Genomic DNA, 24,277 nt, shown 5'->3' with positions numbered 1-24,277 from the left:
ATGGAAGCTGAATGCCGCAGCCCGCGCCGCGCTTGTGGGAGCGAATCCGCTCGCGAGCCTTGCTGTCAGCCTGCAGGCTGGCCGGCCGCCGAACAGCTCGCGGACCAGTCCGCTCCCCCAGGATCGACAGTGGCGTGGCCTTTCGTTGGCCACCCACCCTCCACCCCGTTGAGTCCCGTGGCTACAGCGCCTCCAGCTTGGCGTAGCTGAGCATCAGCCACTTGCTGCCCTCGTCGAAGTTCACCTGCACCCGCGCCTGGGCGCCGGAGCCTTCGAAGTTGAGGATCACGCCTTCACCGAACAGGGCATGACGCACCCGCTGGCCGAGGCTGAAGCCGGTCTGCGGCACCTCGGCGCCGGCGAACAGCGAAGCGGTGCTGGTCGTGGACCCACCGTAGGGCCGGCTGACGCTGTTGGACAGGCGCACTTCCTGCACCAGCCCGGCCGGAATCTCGCGCACGAAGCGCGACACCCGATTGTAGGTTTCGTTGCCGTACAGCCGCCGCGTCTCGGCGTAGGTCATCACCAGGCGCTGCATGGCCCGGGTCAGGCCGACGTAGGCCAGCCGGCGTTCCTCTTCGAGGCGGCCGGGTTCCTCCAGGCTCATCTTGTGCGGGAACAGGCCTTCTTCCATGCCCACCAGGAACACCAGCGGGAATTCCAGGCCCTTGGCGCTGTGCAGGGTCATCAGCTGCACGCTGTCCTCGTCCTCGGCGGCCTGCTGCTCGCCCGCTTCCAGCGAGGCGTGATCGAGGAACGCGGACAGGTGCGTCTCGCCCTCGGCCAGGTCTTCGTATTCGAAGGCGCGCGCGGCGGACACCAGCTCCTCCAGGTTCTCCACCCGGGTCTGGCCCTTCTCGCCCTTCTCGTCGCGGTGGTAGGCCAGCAGCCCGGAGCGCTCGATGACCTGCTGGGTCATGCTGTGCAGGGGCAACCCCTCGACCCGCAGCGCCAGTTCGTCGATCAGCTCGACGAAGCCGTTCAGCGCGCTGGCGGCCCGCCCGGCGATGGCCTTGACGCCGATGGCCTGGTGGATGGCGCCCCACAGCGACAGCTCATGGGCGCGGGCGAAATCGCGCAGGGTTTCCAGGGTCTTCTCGCCGATGCCGCGCGCCGGCAGGTTGATCACCCGCTCCAGCGCCGCGTCGTTGTGGCGGGTCTGCAGCAGGCGCAGATAGGCCATGGCGTTCTTGATCTCGGCGCGCTCGAAGAAGCGCTGGCCACCGTAGATGCGGTAGGGAATGCGCTCGCGCAGCAGCGCCTCTTCCAGCACCCGTGACTGGGCGTTGGAGCGGTAGAGAATGGCGATCTCGCGGCGCTTGAGCCCTTCCTTGCGGGCGCGCTCGATGCTTTCCACCACGTAACGCGCCTCGTCGTGCTCGTTGTAGGCGGCATACAGCATCAGCGGTTCGCCCTCGCCGCCGTCGGTCCACAGCTCCTTGCCGAGGCGGTCGCTGTTGTTGGCGATCAGCGCGTTGGCGGCCTTGAGGATGGTGCCGGTGGAGCGGTAGTTCTGTTCCAGGCGGATCATCTGCACATCGGCGAAGTCCTCGCCGTAGCGCTGCAGGTTCTCGATCTTGGCACCGCGCCAGCCGTAGATGGACTGGTCGTCGTCACCCACCACCATCAGGCTGTCGCCGCCCTGGCCGAGCAGGCGCAGCCAGGCGTACTGCACGGCGTTGGTGTCCTGGAACTCGTCCACCAGCAAGTGGCGGAAGCGCTGCTGGTAGTGCGCCAGCAGGCCGGGCTGGTCGCGCCACAGGTCCAGGGCGCGCAGCAGCAGCTCGGAGAAGTCGATCACGCCGGCCCGCGCGCACGCGGCCTCGTAGGCCGTATAGATGGAACGCAGGGTGGTCAGGTAGAGATCGCCGCCGGCCTGGATATGCTGCGGACGGATGCCCTCGTCCTTCTGGCCGTTGATGAACCACTGGGCCTGGCGCGCCGGCCACTTGCTGTCGTCCAGGCCCAGCTCGCGGATCACCCGCTTCACCAGGCGCTGCTGGTCGTCGGAATCGAGGATCTGGAAGTTTTCGGCCAGGCCGGCTTCCCGCCAATGGGCACGCAACAGGCGATGCGCCAGCCCGTGGAAGGTGCCGACCCACATGCCCTGCGGGCTGTGGCCGAGCAGCCGGCCGATACGCTCGCGCATCTCGTGGGCGGCCTTGTTGGTGAAGGTGACGGCCAGGATCGAGTGCGGCGTGGCATTTTCCACGCCGATCAGCCAGGCGATACGGTGCACCAGCACGCGGGTCTTGCCCGAGCCGGCGCCGGCCAGCACCAACTGGCGGCCAAGCGGGGCGGTGACGGCCTGACGCTGGGCGTCGTTGAGGGTATTCAGCAGGGGGGAGAGGTCTTCTAGCATCGCGGCATTCTAGGGGTTGCGAGCGGCGAGGGCGAGCGGCGCCGCCGCGCGGACCTGTGCATTCGCGAGCTATCAGCGCCCGGATAGGGGCGCCCTGCAAAAAAGCTCGCGGACCAGTCCGCTCCCACAAAAACGGCGGCGGAACCCCACTACTTGCAAAACGCCACCCGCAGGGCTTGGGCCGACCGTTGGGCTCGGGTATGCTCGCCCAACGCCTGGGCCCCAACACAATTAAAAAACGCCTATGACCGCTTCCCTAGACCCGGCTGTCAGCCTGCCGGTCGCCGCTGCGCCGGCCGTCGAACATCAGTTCGCCGCGCAGATCGCCATCGAGCGGACCCGCATGCTCTATGAGGGATCGCGGCTGCCAACGCTGTTCATGCTGATCTGCGGACTGGTCTCGGCCGGAGCACTCTGGCCTTCCCTGAGTTCGCCACTGCTGCTGTCGGGCTGGCTGGTCGCGCTGTTCACCCTGGGAGCGCTGCGCCTGGTGCAGGTACGCGCCTTCGAGCGCGCCAGCGCCGAGCGGCAGGCCGAACCCTACTGGGTGCGCATGTTCATACTGGGCGCCGCAGCCTCTGGCGCCACCCTGAGCTTCGCCGCCATCGCCCTCGCCCCGCCGGACAGCTTCCTCGCCCAGGTGCCGTTGTACGGCCTGATCGCCATTTCGGCAGCCTGCGCCACGGTAGCCTACGCCATCAGCCTGCCGGCCCTGCTCAGCTTCATCCTGCCCTGCCTGCTGCCCACCTCGGGCTTCCTGCTGCTCAGCGATAACGAGCTGCTGCATGGCTGGGGTCAGCTCAGCCTGATGCTGTTGGCGGCGCTGCTGGTGATGGCCTGGCAGGTCAACCGCCTGGTGCAGCGCAGCCTGATGCAGCGTTTCTACAACCAGGCGCTGCTGGAGCGCCAGGAAGCCGCCCAGCGTCACAGCGAGGCGCTCAATCACAAACTGGCCCGCGAGGTCGAGCAGCGCCGCCAGGCGGAAAGCCGGCTGCGCGCCACCCACGGCGAGCTGGAGCGACGGGTGACCGAGCGCACCCAGGAGCTGGACGAAGCCACCTACGCGCTGGGCAAGAGCCAGGCGCGCCTGGCCATGGCCCTGGAAGCCAGCGAGCTGGGCCTGTGGGACTGGGACCTGCGCACCGACGAGGTGCACCACTCCAAGCTGCAGGAGCTGTTCGGCCTGCCCTCCACCGGCTCGCTCAACATGCGCCGCGACCTGCGCCCGCTGCTGCATCCGGACGATCGCCGCCTGCTGCTGCACGCGCTGAGCGCACACATGCGCGGTCGCACCGACGGCTACGCGGTGGAATACCGCGTGCGCCACGCCGACGGCTACTGGGTGTGGGTCGAGGACCGCGGGCGGATCATGGAACGCGACGAGCGCGGCCGCGTGGTGCGCATGCTCGGCACCCGGCGCAACATCACCGCGCGCAAGCGCCGCGAGGAAGAACAACGCCTGGCCGCCACGGTGTTCGAAACCGCCAGCGAAGGCATCCTAGTGCTGGACCGCCACTACCAGGTGCTGGCCGTCAACCGGGCCTTCTGCATGATGACCGGCTATCGCCGCGAGGAGGCGGTCGGGCGCAACGTCACCCAACTGGTCAGCTCGCCGGATACCCATCGCCTGTACCGGCAGATCCATGCCCAGTTGCTCGCCCACGGCCGCTGGCAGGGCGAGATGATGGAAACGCGCAAGAACGGCGAGCTGTACCCGCAGTGGCTGCAGATCAACGCGGTGCGCGACCGCAACGGGCGCATCACCCAGATGGTCGGCTTCTTCGCCGACCTCAGCGCCCGCCGCGAGGCCGAGGAGCGCCTGCGCTACCTCTCCAACTACGACGCGCTGACCGGCCTGGCCAACCGCATGCTGTTCAAGGAACGCCTGCACGAGGCCGGCCAGCGCTCCCGCCAGACCGGACGCAGCCTGGCGCTGCTGCATATCGACCTGGATCGCTTCAAGCTGCTCAACGACAGCCTGGGTCACGAGGTGGCCGACCAGGTGCTGCGCAACATGGGCCGGCGCCTCAGCGAGCAACTGGCCGAGGCCGACACCCTGGCGCGCCTGGCGGCCGACGAGTTCGTGGTGCTCTTCGACCAGTACAGCAATCTGTCCAGCCTGTCGCGGCTGGCCAGCCAGCTGCTGGCCAAGCTGCGCGCGCCCATGACGGTGGACGGGCATGAGCTGGTCATCAGCGCGTCGATCGGCATCAGCCTGTTGCCCGAGAATGCCCGCGAGGTATCGGCGCTGATCACCCAGGCCAACATGGCCATGCAGCACGCCAAGCACCTGGGCGGCGACAATTTCCAGTTCTTCACCGACAACCTGCAGGCATGCACCCTGGAACGCCTGCAACTGGAAAACCAGCTGCGCAAGGCCATCGACAGCGGCCAGTTGGAAGTCTTCTACCAGCCCAAGCTGGACCTGAGCCTGGACAGCCTGCAGGCCGCCGAGGCCCTGGTGCGCTGGCGCCATCCGCAACGCGGCCTGGTCTCGCCGGTCGACTTCATCCCGCTGGCCGAGGAGACCGGCCTGATTGGCGCCATCGGCGAGTTCGTGCTGCGCCGCGCCGCCAGCCAGGCCCGTGAATGGCAGCAGCAGGGCCTGGGCGACATCCGCGTCTCGGTGAATGTCTCCGTGCACCAGCTGCGCCAGGGCAACCTCACCACCCTGGTGCGTCGGGTGCTGGAGGAGACCGGCCTGCCCGCCCATCTGCTGGAGCTGGAGCTGACCGAAAGCCAGCTGCTGGACAACGTGGAAAGCGTGCTGCACACCCTGAACCAGTTGCGCGAACTGGGCGTCAAGCTGGCCATCGATGACTTCGGCACCGGCTATTCCTCGCTCAGCTATCTCAAGCGCCTCCCGGTCGATTACCTGAAGATCGACCGTACCTTCGTACGCGACCTGACCGAGGATGGCGAGGATGCCGCCATCACCCGGGCGATCATCGCCATGGCGCACAGCCTGGAGCTCAAGGTGGTGGCCGAGGGCGTCGAAGAGCAGCAGCAGCTGGATTTCCTCAAGTCGCAGGGCTGCGACGAGATCCAGGGCTTCCTGATCAGCCGGCCGATCGAGGCCATCCAGTTCGCCTCCTTGCTGCGCGAGCAGGAGATGATGGTCGCACCCTGACGCCTACCCATCGAAGGGTGGCTATGCGCCGCCTCGCCCGCCTGCTGTCCTCGCCGGCAACGGACATCGCGAGGAACGACGCATGGATACGCGTGAACAACCGGGTCGCGGTCTGCGACTGCTGCTGAGCCTGCAAGACGTGACCCCCCGGGCGCTGCAAGTTGCCGTGCTGCAACGCCTCAGCCCGCGCCAGATCGCCCTGATGGCCCCGCATACCGAACCCCAGCGGTTGCGCGTGCTGATCCAGGCGCTGCCCACCGAGCTGCTCGCGCAGACCGCCCGCCATCTGGACCCGCAGAGCATCCTCGACACCTGGCTGCACCTGCCGGACATCCTGCACCTGCAGATCGCCAAGGCCCTGTGCCGCAACCAGGACTTCGCCACGGCGGCGCGCTTCGCCGAATGCCTGGCGCCGCAGCAGCTGCGCAACCTGATCCTCGGCCTCAACGACCCACTGCCGGTGCTGCGCATCGGCGCACGCTTCGGCAACGTACCGCTGCTGGTGCAGAGTCTGCTGGGCATGTCGAGCAGCTACCTGCGCACCCTCACCGAGGTGTCCATCCCCAACGGCCATCTGCCGCTCTCCGTGGCGGTGCTCAGCGGCCTGCCGGCGCGCCGCCAGGCGGACATCTGCCGACAGCTGAGCCCGGCGGTACGCGCCGCCCTGGAACCGGAGCTGCGCCAGCGCAGCGATGAGCTGTGCCGCCTGCTGGCGGCCGATCAGGCGTAGCGCGGATAACGTCGTTCTTGCCCGCCGTGCCCGTGCGGCAACGGAAAAGGGACCCCTTATGGCGCCAGCGCTTCGGCCTGGCGCAGCGCTTGCTCGATGCTGCGCTTGTATTCCAGGTAGTGCAGCGTCTGCAGCTGGCCGGCCTCGAACGACCCGCTCAGTTCCAGTTCAGCCACCCTGAGCGGCCCGCTCACCCCATGCGCGCGCAACTGACGGACCACTGTCGCGTAAAGCCGGTCGCCCAGTGTGTGCGGATGGAAGTCCTCCCAACCGCAGTACAGGGTCAGCTGTTCGCCCTGCTGCGCATCACGGCTGATGCGCGCCAGCAGCGGCGTTGCTCCCGGGTCGGCCTGCGGCGGCAGGCGCCGCACCAGCTCGGTGGCGGTCAGCGGCGCACCGGGCAGCAACTGGTAGTAACGCACCGCGTCGCTGCCGAGCATCGCCGGGCGGTTGTACGGGCTGTCGGCCACCGCAGCGAGAAAATGCTGCAGTGCCGGCAGCACCACCTCGGCGCGCCCCGGCAGGGTTTGCCGCCACAGCGCGTTGCGCTCGTCGAGCAGGTAGACCTGGGTGTCCTCGCCGCTCTGGTAGAACACCTGCAGGCACCCCGCCTCCGCATGACGCAGCACCAGGCCGAGGGTGTGATCGATCAGCACCTGGCTGTCCAGGCGCAACGGCACGGGCTGCGCCGTCCCCAGATAGGCGAGCAGGGCGGGCAGATCCCCCAGCACCCGTTCGCCCAGCTGGCCGTCGCGCCGCCGCCAGATGCGGTAGTGGCCGGCAATACGCACCAGCAGACGCTGATCGGCCTCGCACAGCACCTCGAAGGACTGCGCGTACAGCCCCTCCAGACGCTGGGCCAGGGCCTGCGCACGGTTCTGGGCGAAACACTGGAACTGCACACGGTGCGCCGGCACCCCCTCATCAAGCAACTCGCGCAGGCACTCGAACACCGCCTGCGGACCTTCGTAGCACTGATGCAGCACTTCGTTCCAACTGGTCAGGGTGAGCCGATCGAGGCGGTGCACCAGATTGGCTTCGCTGCCGGCGTAATCCAGCACATCGTTGTGCCCACCGACCAACTGCGCGCGGGACAGGCCCCGCAGCGGATCGATGCCGACGTTGATTAGCACCAGCGCCCGTTCGGTGCGGCGCTTTTCCAGCATCAACGCATCCGCCACTTCGGCCTGCGGCCCGGGCAACGTCTGCAGGCCGGCGCGCAGCCCCTGCAGCTCGAAGTCGCGCAGGCTGCTCTGGCCGGGGTGCAGCGTCACCCGGCTGGCGCTGTCCAGCACCCCGTTGCGCTGCGCCCAGGCCAGCAGGGCGATCAGCTGCCGGCTGCGCTTGAGCGGCACCCGGTCCTGGCACTGGCTGGCGGTCAGGCTGCCGTCGTACAGCGCCCATTGCTCGGGTTCCAGGCGCCGCAGGGTCAGGTTGGGCTCGGCCAGGCTGGCGGCGATACCCGGGTTCACGCTTTCGATCTTTCCTGCGCTGCGTGCGAACAGCACACGCAGACGGCGACCCAGCACCAGCATGTCGCGCTCGCTGAGCGGATTGAGCAACTGCCGCTGTTCGGCGAAGCGCTTCAGGCTGAGGTAACTGCGCAGCAGCGCGGCGATCAGCAGGCGCAGTTCGCCTTCCACCTGACGCAGCTTCCAGCGCGGGCGACTATCCAGCAGGCTTAACCGCGCCTCGTCCCAGCCCCAGCCGGCGCACAGTTCGCGCAGCAGCTGGCGCTGCCAGGTACGCCCCAGCGCCGACGCGGGGCGGCTCAGCTGCCGGTCGATCTTCAGATACAGGCTGCGGCGCACCAGTTCCAGACGCGCCTCGTCATCCTCGGCGCGCAGGTAGGTTTCCAGACGCCGATAGAGGCGGATGTAGGGGTCCAGATCGTCGAGATCGGTCGCGCCGGCCAGCACGTCACGCTTGAATTGCAGCGCCAGGCATTCGCCGCCGGGATGCGCGCTGGCATAGGCCTCGTTGAGCAGCAGCTTGAGCATCGACTTGTACGGCGACTGCATGGCCTTGTAGAGCTGCCACATGCCGGCGCCGAGGTATTCCTGGCCGGGGATGCGTCCCAGGTAGCCGAAATCCAGTTCCTGCTCGGCGCTCAGCAGGCCACGGGCGCGCAGGGCGGCGACGTACTCCGGATAGCGATCCTCCTGCTCGGCCGGCACCAGCCACCAGGTGGGCGTGCGCCCGCCCAGCCACAGGGCGGTACGGAAGAACTCGTCGAGCAGCAGGTAATGCTGGCTGCTGCCGCAGTCCTCGCCACTCAGCTCCGCGTCGCGCCGGCCGCTGGCGAAGCGTTCCGGGTCGATCAGGAACACGTGCAGCTCGGCCCCCTGGCTGGCGGCCCAGTGTTCCACCGCGCGGGCCTTGCGGCGCAGCAGCTCGACCGCCGCCTCGTCCAGCGCCGGGTCGTGGCACAGCCACAGATCCATGTCGCTGCCTTCGGTCTGCGCCAGCGTGCCCAGGCTGCCCATCAGGAACAGGCCGTGCAGCGGGGCAATCTGATTCTGCGGCAGCGCCCAGTAGCGGAACGAACGGGCCAGCTGGCGCGCTTCGTTCAGCGCCGCCGGCGAGGGTTCGTAGTTGCAGAGGCCCGCCGGAGTGCTGGTCGCCACATAGCCGGGCAAGCCCGGGTGGTTGACGTGGAACAGCAGCGGCAACAGGTGCAGCACCCGTTGCTGGCGGGTGGACAGCAACTGATGGGCGCGCTCCAGACGGCCCGCGTTGAGGGCCAGAAAACGTTGGCGCAACAGCTCGATGCCCCGGCGGTCCGGCAGGGGACCCAGGTCCAGGGCGCCGGGCGGGGCGCTGCAATTGTTCAGGGACATGTGCGAATCAGGCGGCGGCCGCCGCCCCCGGGAGATCCGGTGGCGACGGCCCGGGCGGGCAATCAGCCTTCGGCGGGGGTCAGGATGGTCAGCAGGGCCTGGGCGTGCTCGGCGGCGTCGAGGCCGAGGCTGGTCAGGTAGCCCCCGTCGGCCTGGGTGAGCAGGCCTTGGGCATGCAGGCGGGCGGCGGCGGCCAGGATGTGCGGATCGGCATCACGGTGCAGCTTCAGGCCTTCCTGATGGTTGGCCAGGTTGAAGCGGGCCAGCAGATCCAGTTCGGCGATGCGCTCGGGCGTATAGGTCATGGGAATTCTTCCTTTGGGGACGGGATTCAATGCTCGGCAGCCTCGTCGGGCAGCTCGGGTAACGCACGCAACAGGCGCTCGTAACGCTCGCCATCGAAGGGACGGTTGTCGTCCAGCATCACACGTACCTCGTCCGCCAGAACGAGGGCCATCATCTGCAGGATTTCCTCGCGCTCGTAGCCGACCAGGCTCAGCTTGTTATAGACCGCCCGGGTGGCCGGCGGCTCGCCGCCTTCCAGCTGCGACTCGATGGCCTCGACCAGCGCCTGGCTGGCGAACAGTTCGTCTTCGTCGTCGGATGAATGCATGGCAATGGCCTCTGTGAGGTGGTTCGCATTCTGCCACGCGCAGGACCGCCTGTCCCGTTGCGCGATCAGTCCCGCCAGTCGCAGAAACAGCCGCTGGCCAGGGTCTGCGGCGCCAGCACCGGGCGGCCGGCGAGCAGCGCATCGAGAACCGGCTCGACGAAACTGTTGGCCGAGGTACACACCGCGCCTTCGCTGTAGGGGCCGAAGTAGGCCAGCCGGCCCAGGCTGTCCCAGACGGCCACCGCTGGACTGGCCGGCAGGTCCTCGGCGCCCTGCAGCCCACTCAGCGGTTGCAGCGCGGCCAGCGGGGCCGGCAACTGGCCGGGACTACCGGGACGCTGCACGGCGTAGAACTGCACCTGCCCGGCGTAACGTTCGAGCATCTCGGCCAGGTGCTGCTGGTTGCCGACGTTGCACGGACAGGCCGGGTCCCAGAAATGCACCAGGCGCACCGGACCGGGGCCGGCGAGGGTGGCGGGCAGCTGCAGGTGTTCGCCGCTGAACAGCGTCGGCGAGGTGTCGAAGGGGCGCAGGTAGCGGGCCTGGTACCACCAGAAGGCCCAGACCATGGCCAGCAGCCACAGGCCAGCGAGCAGGTAGGCGAACAGGGACTTGCGCGACAGGGACATGAGGATCGACGACCTTGGCTGAAGGGCTTGCCGGGTGCGGCGCTGCGCAGTATACCGGGTCGGCCCTTTCCCGCATTCGGTATGCCATGTCCGACTTTCAGCCCGAACAGCTGCTCGCAGCCGCCCTGCCACCGCTGGCGACAGCCGGCCAGGAGCCGGCGCACGGCCGTACCTATCGCAGCTTCTATGGACTGGATGCGCTGCGCAGCGGCGTGCGCAGCCGGTTGGGCAGCTTCCGCGCCGGCCCTTATCGCCTCGCCGCCCAGGTCTGGCTGCCGGAACGTCCGGTCGCCACGCTGCTCATGCTGCACGGTTACTACGACCACATGGGCCTGTACGGCAACCTGGTGGACTGGGCGCTGAGCCTGAACTTCGCGGTGCTGGCCTGCGATTTGCCCGGGCATGGGCTGTCCAGCGGCAAGCGCGCCAGCATCGACGACTTCGGTGAATACCAGGCGGTGCTGCACGGGCTGTTCGCCGAGGCCGAGGCCCTGCGCCTGCCGCGGCCCTGGCACCTGTGCGGACAGAGCACCGGCGGCGCCATCCTGCTCGACTACCTGCTGCATGGCCGGCCCCGCCCGGAGCTGGGCGAGACCATTCTGCTCGCCCCGCTGGTGCGGCCGCGCGCCTGGAAACGCTCGCAGCTCAGCTATCACCTGGTGCGGCCGTTCGTCGACGCGATTCCCCGGCGCTTCAGCGTGAACTCCAGCAACGCGGAGTTCATCGACTTCGTGCACCACCAGGACCCGCTGCAGCCACGCATCCTGCCCACCGCCTGGGTCGGTGCCCTGGCACGCTGGATTCCGCGCATCGAGGGCGCCCGGCGCAGTGCGCACAGTCCGCTGATCGTGCAGGGCGAGCAGGATGAAACCGTGGAATGGCAGCACAACCTCAACGTGCTGGACGACAAGTTCACCCAGCCGCGCCGGCTGCTGCTGCCCGAGGCCCGGCACCACCTGGTCAACGAGCGCGAGGCGCTGCGCCAGCAGTATTTCGAGTTCCTGGCCCGCCAGCTGAGCTGAAAGCCGTCAGTTGCCGACCCGCAGGCTGGCGCGCAGCGCGGCCAGCGCCGCCTGGTAGTAGCGCTGCCCCTCGGCGGATTCGGCGAAGCGGGCGAAACGCTCCAGCTCCTCCTCGCTCAGCGGCTGGTAGACCCGCGCCAGCCCATCCAGCAGACGCGGCTCGACCTGCTGGCGCAACCGCGCGCGCTGGCTGTCCAGCATTCCCTGGGCGGCCATGCCCATGGGCAGGCCGGGAATCATCTGGCTCAGGCTGTCGGCGGCGACGCCGGCCAGGGCCAGGCTGACCTCCACACTCGCCTCGCTGGCGGGCAGCGCATCGGCCAGGCGCCGCAGCGAGGCCCGCCGCGCCTCACTCAGCACCGGTGCCGGGCCCGGTCGGTTCAGACTGGCCGGATGACTGGACTGCACTTCGGCGGCCACCACCTTGCGCCCCAGCGGTGACTCGAAGAAGTCCAGCGCCGGCGCCGGATCGGCCAGGCGCGCGTGCAGCGTGGCCAGGGCCCGCTCATCCATGTCCCGCGCCTGGAAGCGCTGATTGCTGTTGGCCACCAGCGTCTGGTACACGCCCGCCGGCAGGCTGTCGCGATAGCGTTGCTGAGCCTGATGCAACGCGGCGTGGAAATGTTCGCGCTGCTGCGGCCAGCCGGCGGCCTGGAAGAGCCGCGCATGCACCTCGGTTTCGGCCAGGGCCGGCAGGCTGACGAGGGCGAAAAGCAGGCAGAGAACAGCGGGCATGGAGACTCCGTTGGGGGGCTGGGCGCCGGCATTGTCGGGAGCGGAATCACGGCTGTCGAGCGCATCGCGCGGCCCATATCCGAGCCTCCCCGACGCGCTGTAGAATCGCGCCCTCGCAACCCTTCGGGGAGTCTCCCGTGCTGGCGAACATCATCGACGACCTGGTCACGCGTGGCTGGTCACTGCAGCCCCACTTCCTTTCGCAGTCTCTGACCCTCCAACTGGCCACGGAGTGCCGTGCCCGCCATGCGGCCGGCGAACTGCTGCCCGCCGGCATCGGACGCGGCGACGGCAAGCTGGTCAACGAGTCCATCCGCAGCGACTCGATTCTCTGGCTGGAGCCCGGCCAGTCCCCCACCTGCGATCAGTACCTGGCGACCATCGATGAACTGCGCCTGACCTTGAACCGCGAGCTGTTCCTCGGCCTGGAGGATCTGGAAAGCCACTTCGCCGTCTATGCGCCGGGCGGCTTCTATCAGCGCCACCTGGACCGCTTCCGCGACGACGACCGGCGCACCGTGACAGTGGTGCTCTACCTGAACGACCCCGACTGGAGCGAAGCCGACGGCGGGCATTTGCGCATGTACCTGCCCGAGGGCGAGCGCGACATCCTGCCGGAGGGCGGCACGCTGGTCTGCTTCATGTCCGACCGCATTCCCCACGAGGTCCTGCCCGCCCGCCGCCAGCGCCTGGCGCTGACCGGCTGGATTCGTCGGCGGGTCTGAGCACGTGGAGCGCATCCTGGTCAGCGCCTGCCTGCTCGGTCAGCCGGTGCGCTACGACGGCGGCAGCCATGGCCCGTTCGACCAGCTGCAGGCCTGGCAGGCCGAGGGACGGCTGGTGCCGCTCTGCCCGGAAGTCGCCGGCGGCCTGCCCACCCCGCGCCCGCCGGCGGAAATTCCCGGCGGCAGCGGCCGACAGGCGCTGGCCGGCCGGGTGCCGGTGCTGAATGTGCATGGCCTGGATGTCAGCGAGGCCTTTCGGACCGGCGCCGAGACCGCGCTGCGGCTGGTCCGTGAACGGCACATCCGCCTGGCCGTGCTCAAGGCGCGCAGCCCGTCCTGCGGCAATCGGCAGAACTATGACGGCAGCTTCAGCGGCACGCTGATCGACGGCGAAGGCGTGACCGCCGCCGCGCTGCGTCAGGCCGGCGTGCAGGTGTTCAACGAGAACGAGCTGGACGCGGCCGCCGAGGCGCTGCGTGCGCTGGAGCAGGCGTAGGGCGCGGAGGGCGCTCTTCTGGTCGTCGGCTTGGCATTAACCGAGCCTCCGCGCGCCGGCGTAAAGCCGGCCCCACAGGTTACTCCCGGACGGCGCCGCTTTTTGTGGGGTCGGGTTTATCCCGGCCGACGGAGGTACGTCCGGCGCCAAGGTGAAAGGCCAGCCCGTCGGCAATCAGCCCAGCCCATAAAAAAGGGAGGCCGAAGCCTCCCTTTTTTCACATCCGAACCGGCGCTTAGAACAGCACGCGGGCGCGGATGGTGCCTTCAACCTCGTGCAGTTTTTGCAGGGCCAGGTCGGAGTAGGCGGCGTCGACGTCGATCACCACATAGCCCACCGACTCGTTGGTCTGCAGGAACTGGCCGGAGATATTGATGCCGTTTTCCGCGAACACGCGGTTGATGGCGCTCATCACACCCGGGATGTTCTTGTGGATGTGCAGCAGGCGGTGCTTGCCCGGGTGCGACGGCAGGGCCACTTCCGGGAAGTTCACCGAGGACACCGAGGTGCCGTTGTCGCTGTACTTGACCAGCTTCTCGGCCACTTCCAGGCCGATGTTGGCCTGCGCTTCGGCGGTGGAGCCGCCGATGTGCGGGGTCAGAATGACGCGATCCAGGCCGCGCAGCGGGCTCATGAACTCTTCATTGTTGGAACGCGGCTCGACCGGGAACACGTCGATGGCGGCGCCGATCAGGTGCTCGTCCTCGATGGCCTTGGCCAGCGGTTCGATCTCGACCACGGTGCCGCGCGAAGCGTTGAGCAGGATGCCGCCCTTCTTCATGGCGCGGATTTCCTTCTCGCCGATCATCCACTGGGTGGACGGCAGCTCCGGCACGTGCAGGGTGACGATGTCGGCCAGGCTCAGCAGCTCATGCAGACTGCCGACCTGCTGCGCGTTGCCCAGCGGCAGCTTGGTGACCACGTCGTAGAAGTACACCTGCATGCCCAGCGCCTCGGCCAGCACCGACAGCTGGGTGCCGATCGAACCGTAGCCGACGATGCCCAGCTTCTTGCCGCGGATTTCGAACGAGTTGGCCGCCGACTTGATCCAGCCGCCGCGATGGCACACGGCGTTCTTCTCGGGAATACCGCGCAGCAGCAGGATGGCTTCGGCAAGCACCAGCTCGGCGACGGAGCGGGTGTTGGAATAGGGCGCGTTGAACACCGCGATGCCGCGCTCGCGGGCGGCATTCAGGTCGACCTGGTTGGTGCCGATGCAGAAACAGCCGACCGCGACCAGTTTCTTCGCGCAGTCGAAGACTTCCTCGGTCAGGTGGGTGCGCGAGCGGATACCGATGAAGTGGGCATCGGCGATCTTTTCCTTGAGCTCCGCCTCCGGCAGCGAACCGGTGTGGTACTCGATGTTGGTGTACCCGGCGGCCTTCAGGGTGTCCACGGCGTTCTGGTGGACACCTTCCAGAAGAAGGAACTTGATCTTGCTCTTGTCGAGGCTGGTCTTGCTCATCTGCGTACCTGTGTTCCCGTATGAATTAGGCAGTGGGATGGTCAGCGGGAGTGGCTGGCCGGGCCGGTGCACGGCCGACCCCGAAATCGGCTGGAGCGCGCGATTAACGGGGGGCGTATGCTAGCATGATCTCCTTTTTCCATGCTCGGTCGCGTCCTGAAGTGTCCTCAGGGTGACCATGAACGTTTCGAGAGTTCCGCCATGCTGCACGCCGCCCTGATCGAAGAACTTAAGGCCCTGGTCGAACCGGGCAAGGTCCTCACCGACGCCGCTTCCCTGGAAGCCTACGGCAAGGACTGGACCAAGCATTTCGCCCCCGCGCCCAGCGCCATCGTGTTCCCCAAGAGCATCGAACAGGTGCAGGCCATCGTGCGCTGGGCCAACCAGCACAAGGTCGCCCTGGTGCCCTCCGGCGGACGTACCGGCCTGTCCGCCGCGGCGGTGGCCGCCAATGGCGAAGTGGTCGTGTCCTTCGACTACATGAACCAGATTCTCGAAATCAACGAATTCGACCGCACCGCCCGTTGCCAGGCCGGCGTGGTCACCAAGCAGCTGCAGCTGGCCGCCGAGGACAAGGGCCTGTACTACCCGGTGGACTTCGCCTCCTCCGGCTCCAGCCAGATCGGCGGCAACATCGGCACCAACGCCGGTGGCATCAAGGTGATCCGCTACGGCATGACCCGCAACTGGGTGGCCGGCCTGAAGGTGGTCACCGGCGCCGGCGACATCCTCGAGCTCAACCGCGACCTGATCAAGAACGCCACCGGCTACGACCTGCGCCAGCTGTTCATCGGCGCCGAGGGCACCCTGGGCTTCGTGGTGGAAGCCACCATGCGCCTGGAACGCGCGCCGAAGAACCTCACCGCGATGGTGCTGGGCACCCCGGACTTCGACGCCATCATGCCGGTGCTGCACGCCTTCCAGAGCAAGCTCGACCTGACCGCCTTCGAATTCTTCTCCGACAAGGCGCTGGCCAAGGTACTGGGCCGTGGCGACGTGCCGCCGGCCTTCGACACCCCGTGCCCGTTCTACGCGCTGCTGGAATTCGAGGCCAGCACCGAGGAAGTGGCCAACGACGCGCTGGCGATCTTCGAGCACTGCGTGGAGCAGGGCTGGGTGCTGGACGGCGTGATGAGCCAGTCCGAGCAGCAGTTGCAGAACCTGTGGAAGCTGCGCGAGTACATCTCCGAGACCATCTCGCACTGGACGCCCTACAAGAACGACATCTCGGTCACCGTCTCCAAGGTGCCGGCGTTCCTCAAGGACATCGACGCCATCGTCGAGGCCAACTATCCGGACTTCGAAGTGGTCTGGTTCGGCCACATCGGCGACGGCAACCTGCACCTGAACATCCTCAAGCCCGAGCACATGGGCAAGGATGAATTCTTCGCCAAGTGCGCCACGGTGAACACCTGGGTGTTCGAGACCGTCGCCAAGTACAACGGCTCGATTTCCGCCGAACACGGCGTGGGCATGACCAAGCGCGACTACCTGGGCTACAGCCGCTCCGACGCCGAAATCGCCTGCATGAAAGCGGTGAAGGCGGTGTTCGACCCGAACGGCATCATGAACCCCGGCAAGATCTTCGCCTGATCCCTAACAAGAGATACCCGCTCAGGAGATTCCCATGAGCTATCAGCACCAGTACGTCGACGGCACGCGCATCCACTACCCGCTGGGCAAGGTGGTGTGCGTGGGCCGCAACTATGCCGAGCACGCCGCCGAGCTGAACAACCCGGTACCCAGCGAACCGCTGCTGTTCATCAAGCCAGGCAGCTGCGCCGTGCCGCTGCAGGGCGGCTTCAAGATTCCGCAGGATCGCGGCGCCGTGCATTACGAAGCGGAAATTGCCGTGCTGATCGGCAAGCCGCTGTCGCGCAACCCGAGCGACGAGGAAGTGCTGGATGCCATTTCCGGCTTCGCCCCGGCGCTGGACCTGACCCTGCGTGACGTGCAGAGCAAGCTCAAGGAAAAGGGCCTGCCCTGGGAAATCGCCAAGTCCTTCGACGGCGCCTGCGTGCTGGCACCGTTCGTTTCCGGCGACCGGGTGGCCGACCTGGCCGACCTGCGCATTCGCCTGACCCTCAACGGTGAAGTCCGTCAGGACGGCAGCAGTGCCGAGATGCTCAATCCCATCCTGCCGCTGATCCGCCACATGGCCGGCCACTTCAGCCTGCTACCGGGCGACGTGATTCTCACCGGCACGCCGGTGGGCGTCGGTCCGCTGCAGCCGGGCGACGAGCTGGTGCTGGAACTGCCGGGACTGTCGCGTTTCGAAAGCCGCGTGGTGTAACGCCGCGATGGAATCCCGCGCCGCGTTCCACCAGGCGAATCAGACCACGGCCGAAGCCGAGGCCCAGCGCCTGCTCGCGCAACGCGACACGCTGGGCGCGCGCTGGCTGAGCTGGGTGGCGGGCGAGCTGTACCGGCTGAGCCCGCCGCCCTACGCCAACATGGTGCGCCGCGAACTGGCGCGCCTGACCGGCGGCAATGACGAACGCGTTTGACACGGGTCTGTGCACGGACATCCTCGGGAGACTCCCCATGCAATCACACCTCCTGCTGACCGGGGCGCTGCTGGCCCTGCTGGCCGGCTGCGCCAGCCAGCCAGCCGCCGAGCGCCCCGTCGCGCAACGCTGTGACTCCACCCGCCTGGCTCACCTGGTTGGCCAGGCGCCGGACACGGCCACCCTGGAGAAGGCCCGCACACAGGCCCGCGCCGAGCGCGTACGGGTGGTCGAGCCCGGCATGGCGGTGACCCTGGAGTACGACGCCCAGCGCCTGACGTTGTACACCGACGAGCAGGGCAGGATCAAACTGATCTCCTGCGGCTAATCTTCCGGTCGCTCCGAAACGAACGACCTTTCTGGACGTCCATGCCTTCCACCGATCTCCGGCGCGGCTACCTGCTGGGCCTCGCCGCCTATGTCATCTGGGGCCTGTTCCCGCTCTACTTCAAGCTGCTGCAGGACATTCCGGCCAGCGAGATCATCGTGCACCGGGTGCTCTGGTCGGCCTTGTTCGGCGCCGCGCTGCTGACGGTGTGGAAGCACCCCGGCTGGTGGGCGGCGCTGCGCGCGCATCCGCAACGCCTGGCGGTGCTGGCCCTGAGCGGCCTGCTGATCGCCGCCAACTGGCTGATCTACGTGTGGGCGGTGAACAACGAACGCATGCTGGAAGCGAGCCTGGGCTACTACATCAATCCGCTGGTCAATGTGCTGCTCGCCCTGCTGGTGCTGCGCGAACGACTGCGCCGCCTGCAGTGGCTGGCGGTGGGGCTGGCGGTGCTGGGCGTGCTGCAGCAGATCTGGCTGCTGGGCAGCCTGCCCTGGGTCTCGCTGGCCCTGGCGTTGACCTTCGGCGTCTATGGGCTGATCCGCAAGCAGGCCCCGGTGGCGGCGCTACCCGGTCTGGTGGTGGAAACCTGGATGCTGCTGCCGATCGCGCTGCTGTGGCTGGCCTGGCATCCGGCGGCCGTCAGCGCCCAGCCCGAGTTCTGGACCGGTGCCCAGCTGTGGCTGCTGGCCGCCGCCGGCCCGATCACCCTGATTCCCCTGGTGTGCTTCAACGCTGCCGCGCGCCATCTGCCCTACGCGACGCTGGGCTTCCTGCAATACCTGGCGCCGACCCTGGTGCTGCTGCAGGCCGTGCTGCTGTTCGGCGAGCCGCTGGACTCCGCCCGGCTACTGTCGTTCATCTGCATCTGGGTGGCGCTGCTGGTCTACAGCCTGGACGCCTGGCTGACCCTGCGGCGCCGGTAGTCGCCACCCACTCCGGCTACATCGGTGGCTCGGCCTGCTGCGCCTCGATGCGCAGCTCCACCATCAGGTCATCGGCCAGACGCTCCAGGCTGTGCTGCAGCGCCTCCGGGGCGACCGGCAGCGGCACCGCCAGCAGGGCCCGGGCGCGGAACAGCGTCTCGCTGCCCATCGGCGCTTCGCTGAGCTCGGTGTCCAGCACCTCGATGTTCACACCCTGCTCGCCCAAGACCCGGGCCACTTCGCGCAGCAGGCCCGGCCGGTCATCGCCAACCAGTTCCAGGCGCATCGGCCGCCAGTTGCACACCGGCTCCGGCCCGGCGGGAACGCCCCGCACATGGATGTCCTGCAGCGCCAGCGCCTCCAGCGCTTCCAGCAGCTCGTCCTGGGAGTCGGCCGGTACCGCCACCCGCAGGATGCCGGCGAACTGCCCGGCCATGCGCGCCATGCGGCTTTCCAGCCAGTTTCCGCCGTGCTCACCGACACAGCTGGCGAGACGCTCGACCAGCCCGGTCTGATCCCGCGCAATGACCGTCAGTACCAGATGTTCCATGCAGGGTTCCTCGCGACATCTCCGCAGCTAGGTATAGATCACCCGGGGACTCGACGAAGGCAGCGCTGCATTTCCACAACGCTTCATGTAGTATCCCGCGGCTCGGACTACAAGAAAGAAACTCCTCCCGCGTCCGGGTTAAACGCAGAGATCCAAGTGAGGCAAGTGATGACTGAGCGCGTTCAAATCGGTGGCTTGCAGGTCGCCAAAGTCCTGTTCGACTTCGTGAACAACGAAGCCATTCCCGGCACCGGCGTCAGCGCCGATGCCTTCTGGGCCGGCGCCGCGAGCGTCATCCACGACCTGGCGCCTAAGAACCGCGCCCTGCTGGCCAAGCGCGACGCGCTGCAGGCGCAGATCGACGCCTGGCATCAGGCGCGCAAGGGTCAGGCCCACGACGCGGTCGCCTACAAGGCGTTCCTGCAGGAAATCGGTTATCTCTTGCCCGAACCCGCCGACTTCAAGGTGACCACCGCCAACGTCGACGAAGAAATCGCCACCATGGCCGGCCCGCAGCTGGTGGTGCCGATCATGAACGCGCGCTTCGCCCTGAACGCTGCCAACGCCCGCTGGGGCTCGCTGTACGACGCGCTCTATGGCACCGACGCCATCAGCGAGGAAGGCGGCGCCGAGAAGGGCAAGGGCTACAACAAGGTCCGTGGCGACAAGGTCATCGCCTTCGCCCGCGCCTTCCTGGACGAGGCCGCCCCGCTGGCCAAGGGCTCGCACGTCGACGCCACCGGCTACAGCATCGTCGGCGGTCAGCTGCAGGTGTCCCTGAAGGATGGCAGCACCACCGGCCTGAAGGACGCCGCCAAGTTCGTCGGCTTCCAGGGCGAGGCCGCCGCGCCGAAGGCCGTGCTGCTGAAGAACAACGGCCTGCACTTCGAAATCCAGATCGACCGCAACAGCCCGATCGGCCAGACCGACGCGGCCGGCGTGAAGGACATCCTGATGGAAGCGGCGCTGACCACCATCATGGACTGCGAAGACTCCGTCGCCGCCGTGGATGCCGATGACAAGGTCATCGCCTACAAGAACTGGCTGGGCCTGATGAAGGGCGACCTGGCCGAGTCGGTCAGCAAGGACGGCAAGACCTTCACCCGCACCATGAACCCGGACCGCACCTACAGCGCGGCCCAGGGCGGCGAGCTGAGCCTGCATGGCCGCTCCATGCTGTTCATCCGCAACGTCGGTCACCTGATGACCAACGACGCGATCATCGACAAGGACGGCTTCGAGGTGCCGGAAGGCATCATGGACGGCCTGATCACCAGCCTGATCGCCGTTCACAACCTCAAGGGCAACACCAGCCGCAAGAACACCCGCACCGGCTCGGTGTACATCGTCAAGCCGAAGATGCACGGCCCGGAAGAAGTGGCCTTCGCCAACGAGCTGTTCAACCGCGTCGAAGACTTGCTGGGCCTGGCGCGCAACACCCTCAAGGTCGGCATCATGGACGAGGAGCGCCGCACCACCGTCAACCTCAAGGCCTGCATCCAGGCCGCCAGCGAGCGCGTGGTGTTCATCAACACCGGCTTCCTCGACCGCACCGGTGACGAAATCCACACCTCCATGGAAGCCGGCGCCATGGTGCGCAAGGCGGCCATGAAGACCCAGAAGTGGATCCTCGCCTACGAGAACTGGAACGTCGACCACGGCCTGAACTGCGGTCTGTCCGGTCGCGCGCAGATCGGCAAGGGCATGTGGGCCATGCCCGACCTGATGGCCGGCATGCTGGAACAGAAGATCGGCCACCCGATGGCCGGCGCCAACACCGCCTGGGTACCGTCGCCGACCGCCGCCTCGCTGCACGCGCTGCACTACCACAAGGTCGACGTGTTCGCCCGCCAGCAGGAACTGGCCAAGCGTCCGTTCGCCTCGGTGGACGACATCCTGACCATTCCGCTGGCCGAGAACACCAACTGGACCGCGGAAGAGAAGCAGAACGAGATCGACAACAACGTGCAGGGCATCCTCGGCTACGTGGTGCGCTGGATCGACCAGGGCGTCGGCTGCTCCAAGGTGCCGGACATCAACGACGTCGGCCTGATGGAAGACCGCGCCACCCTGCGTATCTCCAGCCAGCTGCTGGCCAACTGGCTGCGCCACGGCGTGATCAGCAAGGAGCAGGTCATCGAGAGCATGAAGCGCATGGCCGTGGTGGTGGACCGCCAGAACGCCGGCGACGCCGCCTACCGCCCGATGGCGCCGAACTTCGACGACAACGTCGCCTTCCAGGCGTCGCTGGAGCTGATCCTCGAAGGCACCAAGCAGCCCAACGGCTACACCGAGCCGGTGCTGCACCGTCGCCGTCGCGAGTACAAGGCCAAGAACGGCCTGTAACACGCGATTGCCGTGAAAAAACCGCCCTCCGGGGCGGTTTTTTCGTTTCTGGCGGGCGCTGCCAGCCCACGTAGACTTACGTCCTATGCGGTCTTTGCACACCGCCCCGCGCAGTACACTCCAGACACTCCTGGCGGCCAAGGCAGGCCGCCCATTCCAACCCCATAACAAGAAAGCCGGAGGCTCCATGAGCAAGGCAGATGCCTTTGCCGAAGCAGGCAAGACCGCGGTCCTGCAGAACATCCAGGGCACCATCGAGTTCCTGCAGAAGCACCCGCCGTTCGACCACATGCAACAAGGTCACCTGCTGCGTCTGGTGGAGAACTGCCAGCTGCGCTTCTATGCCCAGGGCGAGTCGATCCTGCATCCGGACGAAGGCCCGGTGCAGCACTTCCACATCGTCAAGCAGGGCCGCGTGCAGGGCAAACGCAGCCATCCGGGAGGACGTCAGGACACCACCTTCGAAATCAGCACCGGCGAGTGCTTCCCGATTGCCGCGCTGCTCGGCGAGCGTGCCACGCGCACCGCCCACGTGGCCGGCACCGACTGCTTCTGCCTGCTGCTGCCGCGGGAAATCTTCGTCGAGCTGTTCAGTCTGTCCGCGCCGTTTCGCGACTTCGCCCTGCGCGGCGTGAGCAGCCTGCTCGACAAGGTCAAGCAGCGCGTCCAGCTGCACGCGGTGGAGAGCCTGGGCGAGGACTACTCGCTGGACACCCGCCTGGACGAACTGGCCCACCGCGACCCGGTGGCCTGTCCGCCGGACATGCCGCTGCGCGACGCCGTGCGCCTGATGCACGAGCAGAACGTGGGCAGCATCATCGCCGTCGACGAGCGGCATAGCCCGGTGGGCATCTTCACCCTGCGCGACCTGCGTCGGGTAATCGCGGCGGCCAGCGCCAGCCTGGAGCATCCGCTGCGCGACATGATGACCCCCAATCCCTTCCACCTGCCGCCCTCGGCCACCGCCTTCGACGCGGCCATGGCGATGACCGAGCGGCACATCGCCCACGTCTGCGTGGTCGAGAACGACCGATTGGTGGGTGTACTCTCCGAGCGCGACCTGTTCTCCCTGCAGCGCATCGACCTGGTGCACCTGGCCCGCACCCTGCGCCACGCCGACAGCGTGCAGGCGCTGGCCGAGATGCGCGAGGAAGTCGGTCGCCTGGTGGAGCGCATGCTGGCCCATGGCGCCAGCTCGACACAGATCACCCAGCTGATCACCCTGCTCAACGACCACACCGTATGCCGGGTCATCGAGCTGACCCTGGAGGAGGTGGGCGACCCCGGCGTGCCGTTCAGCTGGCTGTGCTTCGGCAGCGAGGGCCGCCGCGAGCAGACCCTGCACACCGACCAGGACAACGGCATCCTCTTCGAGGCGCGCGACGCCGCCGAAGCGGCCCTGCTGCGCGGCCAGCTGCTGCCGGTTGCCCAGCGCATCAACCAGCACCTGGCCACCTGCGGTTTCACCCTGTGCAAGGGCAACATCATGGCCGGCAACCCCGAGCTGTGCCTGTCGCGCAGCGAATGGTCGCGGCGCTTCCACAGCTTCGTGCGCGACGCCACGCCGGAGAACCTGCTCAATTCGACCATCTACTTCGACCTGCGGGTGCTCTGGGGTCCGACGGAAGGCTGCCAGGCCCTGCAGAAGGAGCTGCTGGCGCTGATCGCCGACAACAGCACCTTCCAGCGCCTGATGGCCGAGAACGCCCTGCGCCATCGCCCGCCGGTCGGCCGCTTCCGCGACTTCCTGGTGGTGCGCAAGGGCGCCGACAAGGACACCCTGGACGTCAAGGTGCAGGGCCTCACGCCGTTCGTCGACGGCGCCCGTCTGCTGGCCCTGGCCAAGGGCATCGACGCGACCAGCACCCTGGAACGTCTGCACCTGTTGATGCTCAAAGGGGTGATCGACGAGAAGGACGGCGCGGCCTATGAGGAGGCCTACCATTTCATCCAGCAGGTGCGCCTGCAGTTGCACCAGAAGCAGAGCCGGGCCGGGCTGCCGTATTCCAACCGGCTTGACCCGGAAACCCTCAACCACCTGGATCGCCGGATCCTGCGTGAATCCTTCCGCCAGGCTCAGCGCCTGCAGAGCAGCCTGGCCCTTCGGTATCAGCTATGAACTCACTTGCCGCCTGGTTCGGCCGGCGTAGCACGGCCAGCCTGACCGATAGCCAGCGCCAGCGTCTCGACCGCCTGCGCGACCCCGCGCCGCTGGCCGACCAGCCGCTGCTGGAGCAGCGCTTCGTGGTGGTGGACGTGGAAACCACCGGACTCAATGTGAACCGCGACCAGGTCCTGTCCATCGGCGCGGTGGTCATCGACCAGGGCGGCATCCCGCTGGGCCAGCAGTTCGAGCGCACGCTGCTGCGCGAGTACCGCACCCCCGGGCCCAGCGTGCTGATCCACGGCATCGCGCCCAGCGAGATCGCCGCCGGCGACGACCCGGTGGAAGTGCTGCTGGATTTCATGGAGTTCGTCGGCGACAGCCCGCTGCTGGCCTTCCACGCCCGCTTCGACCAGCAGATGCTGACCCGCGCCATGAAGGAAAGCCTGGGCTACAAGTTCCGCCACCCCTTCCTGGATCTGGCCGAGATGGCCCCGATGCTCTGCCCGCAGCTCGGCAAGGCCCAGACCGGCCTGGACGAGTGGCTGGAGCTGTTCGGCCTGCAGGTGCAGCAGCGCCACAACGCCTGCGCCGACGCGCTGGTCAGCGCCGAACTGGCCCTGGTGCTGTTCAATCGGGCGGTGCGTCAGCAGATGGAATCTGTGGGGCGCCTGGCCGAACGCATGAGAAGCTGGCAGCGCCGGCAGAACGTTCACTCGTTCTGAGGGCGGACGGCGCAGCAATGTACTGACCGTCGCTTGCCCCGCAG

Annotated in this window: 21 protein-coding genes; 13 read left to right on the top strand and 8 right to left on the bottom strand. The window is 67.6% G+C overall.

What is annotated here, in order from left to right; translation table 11 throughout:
• Positions 1 to 181: 181 nt before the first annotated feature.
• Entirely contained in the window at positions 182 to 2,362 is a 2,181-nt protein-coding gene (uvrD, locus tag VL129_RS10770; RefSeq protein WP_325412816.1) for a DNA helicase II, read from the bottom strand.
• A 244-nt stretch (positions 2,363 to 2,606) separates the two neighbouring features.
• Here uvrD and VL129_RS10765 point away from each other — a divergent pair, with 244 nt between their 5' ends.
• Together VL129_RS10765 and VL129_RS10760 are read left to right on the top strand one after the other, a co-directional pair.
• The gene (locus VL129_RS10765; protein WP_325412815.1) at positions 2,607 to 5,492 is read left to right on the top strand and encodes a putative bifunctional diguanylate cyclase/phosphodiesterase; all 2,886 of its coding nucleotides are present in this window, start codon (positions 2,607 to 2,609) and stop codon (positions 5,490 to 5,492) included.
• An 82-nt stretch (positions 5,493 to 5,574) separates the two neighbouring features.
• Positions 5,575 to 6,222, top strand: a complete 648-nt coding sequence (locus VL129_RS10760) for a hypothetical protein (RefSeq protein ID WP_325412814.1) — start codon at positions 5,575 to 5,577, stop codon at positions 6,220 to 6,222.
• A gap of 56 nt (positions 6,223 to 6,278) precedes the next feature.
• Here the strand turns inward: VL129_RS10760 and VL129_RS10755 are convergent, their stop codons facing one another.
• The 4 genes from VL129_RS10755 to VL129_RS10740 all read right to left on the bottom strand — a co-directional run bounded on the left by VL129_RS10755 (position 6,279) and on the right by VL129_RS10740 (position 10,304).
• Positions 6,279 to 9,062, bottom strand: coding sequence for a class I adenylate cyclase (locus VL129_RS10755; protein WP_325412813.1), 2,784 nt, complete (start codon positions 9,060 to 9,062; stop codon positions 6,279 to 6,281).
• A 62-nt stretch (positions 9,063 to 9,124) separates the two neighbouring features.
• Positions 9,125 to 9,367 carry a TIGR02647 family protein gene (locus VL129_RS10750; RefSeq protein WP_325412812.1) on the bottom strand — a complete coding sequence of 81 codons (243 nt, stop codon included), beginning with the start codon at positions 9,365 to 9,367 and terminating at the stop codon, positions 9,125 to 9,127.
• Between the two features lie 26 nt (positions 9,368 to 9,393).
• Positions 9,394 to 9,675: a hypothetical protein gene (locus VL129_RS10745; protein ID WP_325412811.1), complete on the bottom strand. Its 282-nt coding sequence runs from the start codon at positions 9,673 to 9,675 to the stop codon at positions 9,394 to 9,396.
• Positions 9,676 to 9,740: 65 nt separating this feature from the next.
• Positions 9,741 to 10,304: a DUF6436 domain-containing protein gene (locus VL129_RS10740; protein ID WP_325412810.1), complete on the bottom strand. Its 564-nt coding sequence runs from the start codon at positions 10,302 to 10,304 to the stop codon at positions 9,741 to 9,743.
• Positions 10,305 to 10,390: 86 nt separating this feature from the next.
• Here VL129_RS10740 and bipL point away from each other — a divergent pair, with 86 nt between their 5' ends.
• Positions 10,391 to 11,326, top strand: coding sequence for a phospholipase BipL (gene bipL, locus VL129_RS10735; protein ID WP_325412809.1), 936 nt, complete (start codon positions 10,391 to 10,393; stop codon positions 11,324 to 11,326).
• Positions 11,327 to 11,332: 6 nt separating this feature from the next.
• Here the strand turns inward: bipL and VL129_RS10730 are convergent, their stop codons facing one another.
• Positions 11,333 to 12,061: a hypothetical protein gene (locus tag VL129_RS10730; protein WP_325412808.1), complete on the bottom strand. Its 729-nt coding sequence runs from the start codon at positions 12,059 to 12,061 to the stop codon at positions 11,333 to 11,335.
• A gap of 104 nt (positions 12,062 to 12,165) precedes the next feature.
• On the opposite strand from VL129_RS10730, the gene VL129_RS10725 reads away from it, so the two are divergent.
• Together VL129_RS10725 and VL129_RS10720 are read left to right on the top strand one after the other, a co-directional pair.
• A complete protein-coding gene (locus VL129_RS10725; RefSeq protein ID WP_325412907.1) occupies positions 12,166 to 12,786 on the top strand; it encodes a 2OG-Fe(II) oxygenase in 621 nt (206 codons plus the stop codon).
• 4 nt (positions 12,787 to 12,790) lie between these two features.
• A complete protein-coding gene (locus VL129_RS10720) occupies positions 12,791 to 13,282 on the top strand; it encodes a 2-thiouracil desulfurase family protein (protein ID WP_325412807.1) in 492 nt (163 codons plus the stop codon).
• Between the two features lie 235 nt (positions 13,283 to 13,517).
• On the opposite strand, the gene serA is transcribed toward VL129_RS10720, so the two are convergent.
• Positions 13,518 to 14,747 carry a phosphoglycerate dehydrogenase gene (serA, locus tag VL129_RS10715; RefSeq protein ID WP_325412806.1) on the bottom strand — a complete coding sequence of 410 codons (1,230 nt, stop codon included), beginning with the start codon at positions 14,745 to 14,747 and terminating at the stop codon, positions 13,518 to 13,520.
• 201 nt (positions 14,748 to 14,948) lie between these two features.
• On the opposite strand from serA, the gene VL129_RS10710 reads away from it, so the two are divergent.
• Genes VL129_RS10710 through rarD form a run of 5 tightly spaced genes read left to right on the top strand, consistent with a single transcriptional unit; the run spans position 14,949 to position 18,508 of the window.
• Positions 14,949 to 16,340, top strand: coding sequence for an FAD-binding oxidoreductase (locus VL129_RS10710; RefSeq protein WP_325412805.1), 1,392 nt, complete (start codon positions 14,949 to 14,951; stop codon positions 16,338 to 16,340).
• Positions 16,341 to 16,374: 34 nt separating this feature from the next.
• The gene (locus VL129_RS10705; protein WP_325412804.1) at positions 16,375 to 17,040 is read left to right on the top strand and encodes a fumarylacetoacetate hydrolase family protein; all 666 of its coding nucleotides are present in this window, start codon (positions 16,375 to 16,377) and stop codon (positions 17,038 to 17,040) included.
• A gap of 7 nt (positions 17,041 to 17,047) precedes the next feature.
• Positions 17,048 to 17,254, top strand: a complete 207-nt coding sequence (locus VL129_RS10700; protein WP_325412803.1) for a hypothetical protein — start codon at positions 17,048 to 17,050, stop codon at positions 17,252 to 17,254.
• Positions 17,255 to 17,291: 37 nt separating this feature from the next.
• Positions 17,292 to 17,582, top strand: coding sequence for an I78 family peptidase inhibitor (locus tag VL129_RS10695; RefSeq protein WP_325412802.1), 291 nt, complete (start codon positions 17,292 to 17,294; stop codon positions 17,580 to 17,582).
• Between the two features lie 41 nt (positions 17,583 to 17,623).
• The gene (rarD, locus tag VL129_RS10690; RefSeq protein WP_325412801.1) at positions 17,624 to 18,508 is read left to right on the top strand and encodes an EamA family transporter RarD; all 885 of its coding nucleotides are present in this window, start codon (positions 17,624 to 17,626) and stop codon (positions 18,506 to 18,508) included.
• A gap of 16 nt (positions 18,509 to 18,524) precedes the next feature.
• On the opposite strand, the gene VL129_RS10685 is transcribed toward rarD, so the two are convergent.
• Positions 18,525 to 19,058, bottom strand: coding sequence for a glycine cleavage system transcriptional repressor (locus VL129_RS10685; RefSeq protein WP_325412800.1), 534 nt, complete (start codon positions 19,056 to 19,058; stop codon positions 18,525 to 18,527).
• 168 nt (positions 19,059 to 19,226) lie between these two features.
• Between VL129_RS10685 and VL129_RS10680 the strand changes: the two genes are divergently transcribed.
• From VL129_RS10680 to VL129_RS10670, 3 genes are all read left to right on the top strand, one after another.
• Positions 19,227 to 21,404 (top strand): malate synthase G, encoded by a 2,178-nt coding sequence (locus VL129_RS10680; protein WP_325412799.1) that lies wholly within the window; start codon positions 19,227 to 19,229, stop codon positions 21,402 to 21,404.
• Between the two features lie 187 nt (positions 21,405 to 21,591).
• Positions 21,592 to 23,523 (top strand): putative nucleotidyltransferase substrate binding domain-containing protein, encoded by a 1,932-nt coding sequence (locus VL129_RS10675; RefSeq protein WP_325412798.1) that lies wholly within the window; start codon positions 21,592 to 21,594, stop codon positions 23,521 to 23,523.
• On the top strand, positions 23,520 to 24,233 hold the full coding sequence (locus tag VL129_RS10670) for a 3'-5' exonuclease (protein ID WP_325412797.1): 714 nt from the start codon (positions 23,520 to 23,522) through the stop codon (positions 24,231 to 24,233). The genes VL129_RS10675 and VL129_RS10670 overlap by 4 nt, the downstream gene beginning before the upstream one ends.
• The last annotated feature ends 44 nt before the right edge of the window (positions 24,234 to 24,277 follow it).

It is taken from the genome of Pseudomonas sp., from assembly GCF_035497915.1.
Taxonomy (GTDB): domain Bacteria; phylum Pseudomonadota; class Gammaproteobacteria; order Pseudomonadales; family Pseudomonadaceae; genus Serpens.
This window is presented reverse-complemented; position numbering and strand designations above follow the sequence as displayed.

Coding starts and splice junctions, on each gene's coding strand:
- uvrD (WP_325412816.1), bottom strand. CDS start 2,362: ATGCTAGAAGACCTCTCCCCCCTGCTGAATACCCTCAACGACGCCCAG.
- VL129_RS10765 (WP_325412815.1), top strand. CDS start 2,607: ATGACCGCTTCCCTAGACCCGGCTGTCAGCCTGCCGGTCGCCGCTGCG.
- VL129_RS10760 (WP_325412814.1), top strand. CDS start 5,575: ATGGATACGCGTGAACAACCGGGTCGCGGTCTGCGACTGCTGCTGAGC.
- VL129_RS10755 (WP_325412813.1), bottom strand. CDS start 9,062: ATGTCCCTGAACAATTGCAGCGCCCCGCCCGGCGCCCTGGACCTGGGT.
- VL129_RS10750 (WP_325412812.1), bottom strand. CDS start 9,367: ATGACCTATACGCCCGAGCGCATCGCCGAACTGGATCTGCTGGCCCGC.
- VL129_RS10745 (WP_325412811.1), bottom strand. CDS start 9,675: ATGCATTCATCCGACGACGAAGACGAACTGTTCGCCAGCCAGGCGCTG.
- VL129_RS10740 (WP_325412810.1), bottom strand. CDS start 10,304: ATGTCCCTGTCGCGCAAGTCCCTGTTCGCCTACCTGCTCGCTGGCCTG.
- bipL (WP_325412809.1), top strand. CDS start 10,391: ATGTCCGACTTTCAGCCCGAACAGCTGCTCGCAGCCGCCCTGCCACCG.
- VL129_RS10730 (WP_325412808.1), bottom strand. CDS start 12,061: ATGCCCGCTGTTCTCTGCCTGCTTTTCGCCCTCGTCAGCCTGCCGGCC.
- serA (WP_325412806.1), bottom strand. CDS start 14,747: ATGAGCAAGACCAGCCTCGACAAGAGCAAGATCAAGTTCCTTCTTCTG.
- VL129_RS10710 (WP_325412805.1), top strand. CDS start 14,949: ATGCTGCACGCCGCCCTGATCGAAGAACTTAAGGCCCTGGTCGAACCG.
- VL129_RS10705 (WP_325412804.1), top strand. CDS start 16,375: ATGAGCTATCAGCACCAGTACGTCGACGGCACGCGCATCCACTACCCG.
- VL129_RS10700 (WP_325412803.1), top strand. CDS start 17,048: ATGGAATCCCGCGCCGCGTTCCACCAGGCGAATCAGACCACGGCCGAA.
- VL129_RS10695 (WP_325412802.1), top strand. CDS start 17,292: ATGCAATCACACCTCCTGCTGACCGGGGCGCTGCTGGCCCTGCTGGCC.
- rarD (WP_325412801.1), top strand. CDS start 17,624: ATGCCTTCCACCGATCTCCGGCGCGGCTACCTGCTGGGCCTCGCCGCC.
- VL129_RS10685 (WP_325412800.1), bottom strand. CDS start 19,058: ATGGAACATCTGGTACTGACGGTCATTGCGCGGGATCAGACCGGGCTG.
- VL129_RS10680 (WP_325412799.1), top strand. CDS start 19,227: ATGACTGAGCGCGTTCAAATCGGTGGCTTGCAGGTCGCCAAAGTCCTG.
- VL129_RS10675 (WP_325412798.1), top strand. CDS start 21,592: ATGAGCAAGGCAGATGCCTTTGCCGAAGCAGGCAAGACCGCGGTCCTG.
- VL129_RS10670 (WP_325412797.1), top strand. CDS start 23,520: ATGAACTCACTTGCCGCCTGGTTCGGCCGGCGTAGCACGGCCAGCCTG.